Consider the following 2,908-nt stretch of genomic DNA (forward strand, 5'->3'; position numbering starts at 1 on the left):
GAATAGACGCGGCAGAAGGTGATCGTGCCGACGAAGGGATCGTCCATGATCTTGAAGGCGAGCATGGAGAAGGCTTCTTCGTCCGTCGGACGACGGATGATCGGCTCTTCGGTCTTGAAGTCGATGCCCTGGATCGCTTCACGATCGGCCGGGGACGGAAGGAAGTCCACGACTGCGTCGAGAAGGGGCTGAACGCCCTTGTTCTTGAASGCCGARCCGCAAAGAACCGGGTGGAACGCGCGGCGCTGAACGGCCGTGCGGATCAGGCGGCGCAGGGTCGCATCGTCCGGCTCCTGGCCGTCCAGATACGCAACCATCGCGTCGTCGTCCATTTCGACGGCGGCTTCAACGAGCTTGCCACGGTATTCCGCAGCCAGTTCCTTCAAGTCGTCCGGAATCTCGGTCTCGTCGAAAGTCGCGCCGAGCGACTCGCCCGACCAGACGAGAGCCTTCATCTTGATCAGATCGACCATGCCGCGGAAATCGCTTTCCGCACCGATCGGGATCTGCAGGCAGACGGGCTTGCCGGCGACGCGCTTGATGATGTCGGCGACGCAGCTGAAGAAGTTCGCGCCGGTCYTGTCCATCTTGTTGACGAACACGATACGGGGAACGTCGTACTTGTCGGCCTGACGCCAAACGGTCTCGGTCTGCGGCTCGACGCCCTGGTTGCCGTCGAGAACGCACACGGCGCCGTCGAGGACGCGCAGCGAACGCTCGACTTCGATGGTGAAGTCGACGTGGCCGGGGGTGTCGATGATGTTCAGGCGCTTGTCATGCCAGAAACAGGTGGTCGCAGCAGAGGTGATCGTGATGCCACGCTCCTGCTCCTGCTCCATCCAGTCCATGGTGGCGGCGCCTTCGTGGACTTCGCCGATCTTATGCGACTTGCCGGTGTAATAGAGAATACGCTCGGTCGTCGTCGTCTTTCCAGCATCAATGTGGGCCATGATGCCGAAGTTGCGGTAGTCCTCAATTGCGTGCGTGCGGGGCATCGCTCAGCTCCTCAAGGTCCTGCCGTTACCAGCGGTAATGCGAGAACGCACGGTTGGCTTCAGCCATCCGGTGGGTGTCTTCGCGCTTCTTCACCGCGTTGCCGCGGTTGTTGGATGCATCGAGCAACTCGGCCGAAAGCCGGTCGACCATGGTCTTGTCGTTGCGCGAGCGGGCCGCCTGGATGATCCAGCGGATCGCCAGAGCCTGACGACGCTCGGTGCGCACTTCGACGGGGACCTGGTACGTGGCGCCACCGACGCGGCGGGACCGGACCTCGATCGCCGGAGCGACGTTGTCGAGCGCCTGCTTGAACACCTCGAGGGGGTTCGACTTGGCGCGGGTCTCGATGATGTCGAACGCACCGTAGACGATGCCTTCTGCGACGGACTTCTTGCCGTCGTACATGATCGAGTTCATGAACTTGGTGACGATGATATCCCCGAACTTCGCGTCAGGGATGATCTCACGCTTCTCGGCGCTGTGGCGGCGGGACATGAGCTAACTCCTACTTCGGCCGCTTGGCGCCGTACTTCGAACGACGCTGCTTACGATTCTTGACGCCCTGGGTGTCGAGGACACCGCGGAGGATGTGATAGCGAACGCCCGGAAGATCCTTCACGCGGCCGCCGCGGATCATCACCACGGAGTGCTCTTGAAGGTTGTGACCCTCACCCGGGATATAGCCGATCACTTCGTAGCCGTTCGTCAGGCGAACCTTGGCGACCTTACGAAGCGCCGAGTTCGGCTTCTTCGGGGTCGTTGTATAGACGCGTGTGCAGACACCCCGCTTCTGGGGGCACGCCTCTAGCGCGGGAACCTTATTCCGGCTCTTCTGGGCCGTCCGCGGCTTGCGGATCAGCTGGCTGATCGTTGGCATCCTGTGCCCTCTTTCACGGGCCACCCGTCATGGGTGACACTAGTCCAAAATTCTACGGTTCAGCTCCGCACCCTCGTTTCGGCCGATCCCATGGACAGAAAGCCCGTTGGACTTGCGCAAAACGAAATCACGCCATCGGCTCAGAAGCCTTTGGCGTGTTGCGAGTGCAGAGGATCACGGTGGTCTCCCACCGCAGTCGTGCCTCAAGCTGACGATGTGTCAGTCAGTGTTGAGTTCGACAGCGTTTAGGCGGCATCGGTCGAAGCTAGGCGCTTTGACCCGCGAACACCTACGGCCCGTCGGAAAGTCCGCGTTCTGTAGCCCCCGAGTCGCGCAAAGTCAACTGGATTTCCGCGGGTTTCCGGCAGGAACGGCAGCAAGAGGACCATTCAAGGTCGTGCAACCACCCTACCCGACGCAAAAGGAAACAAGATGGCGGGCGGGGATAGGAAGATGATCGTTTCCTGCCCCCTGCCCGCCGATCCGTTCGATCAAATCACGTAGACGTCGGCCGCCGTGAACGCCAGCCCCTTCTTGAGGACGGCGATCTCCTGAGCCTTGCCGGATCCGGAGCCGTCCGCATCGTAGGACAGAATGCCTGTCGTCTTGCTGTAGATGACGAAGTCGTTGGAGTCTTTCGCTTTGTCGATGGCGAAATTGGCCTTCTTCATCTTGATGGGCGTCGTGCTCGTGCTCTTCCCGAGCTTCGTGAAGATCGCGTTGTCGAGCCAAACCGAATCGTCCGCCACCACGAAGTCCTTGATGGTGTCCCGGTCACCCTTGGTCGGCTTGACGCTGAACGCGAAGGCGTCCTGTCCCTTGTCGCCGATCAGGGTATCCTTGCCGGCGCCGCCCCAAAGCTGGTCGTTGCCGAGGCCGCCCGTCAACAGGTCGCCCCCTGCCCCACCCTTGAGGATGTCGTTCCCGGCCCCGCCGCCGAGGGTATCGCCCAAGGCGCCGCCGAGGAATACGTCCGCGTTCGCCGTTCCCCCGGTCGTCTCGGGATTGACGTCGGAAACCGCGATCGTGAAACTC

The 2,908-nt window shown here is 61.6% G+C and carries 3 protein-coding genes and 1 pseudogene; all 4 read right to left on the reverse strand.

The features are described 5' to 3' along the window. Positions 1 to 995, reverse strand: a 995-nt coding sequence (locus AC1DT3_RS16880) for an elongation factor G (RefSeq protein WP_477466395.1), incomplete at its 3' end; no start/stop codon positions are given. Positions 996 to 1,020: 25 nt separating this feature from the next. Next, entirely contained in the window at positions 1,021 to 1,491 is a 471-nt protein-coding gene (gene rpsG / locus AC1DT3_RS16885; protein ID WP_477466396.1) for a 30S ribosomal protein S7, read from the reverse strand. Between the two features lie 10 nt (positions 1,492 to 1,501). Then, complete coding sequence (rpsL, locus tag AC1DT3_RS16890; RefSeq protein ID WP_109596495.1) at positions 1,502 to 1,873, reverse strand: 30S ribosomal protein S12; 372 nt, start codon at positions 1,871 to 1,873, stop codon at positions 1,502 to 1,504. A gap of 491 nt (positions 1,874 to 2,364) precedes the next feature. Beyond that, positions 2,365 to 2,908, reverse strand: a pseudogene (locus tag AC1DT3_RS16895) (calcium-binding protein); the annotation flags it as partial.

This window comes from Microvirga sp. P4_G7, assembly GCF_056401005.1.

Excerpts from the sequence above, each read along its gene's own strand:
- rpsG (WP_477466396.1), bottom strand. The coding sequence starts at position 1,491 with ATGTCCCGCCGCCACAGCGCCGAGAAGCGTGAGATCATCCCTGACGCG.
- rpsL (WP_109596495.1), bottom strand. The coding sequence starts at position 1,873 with ATGCCAACGATCAGCCAGCTGATCCGCAAGCCGCGGACGGCCCAGAAG.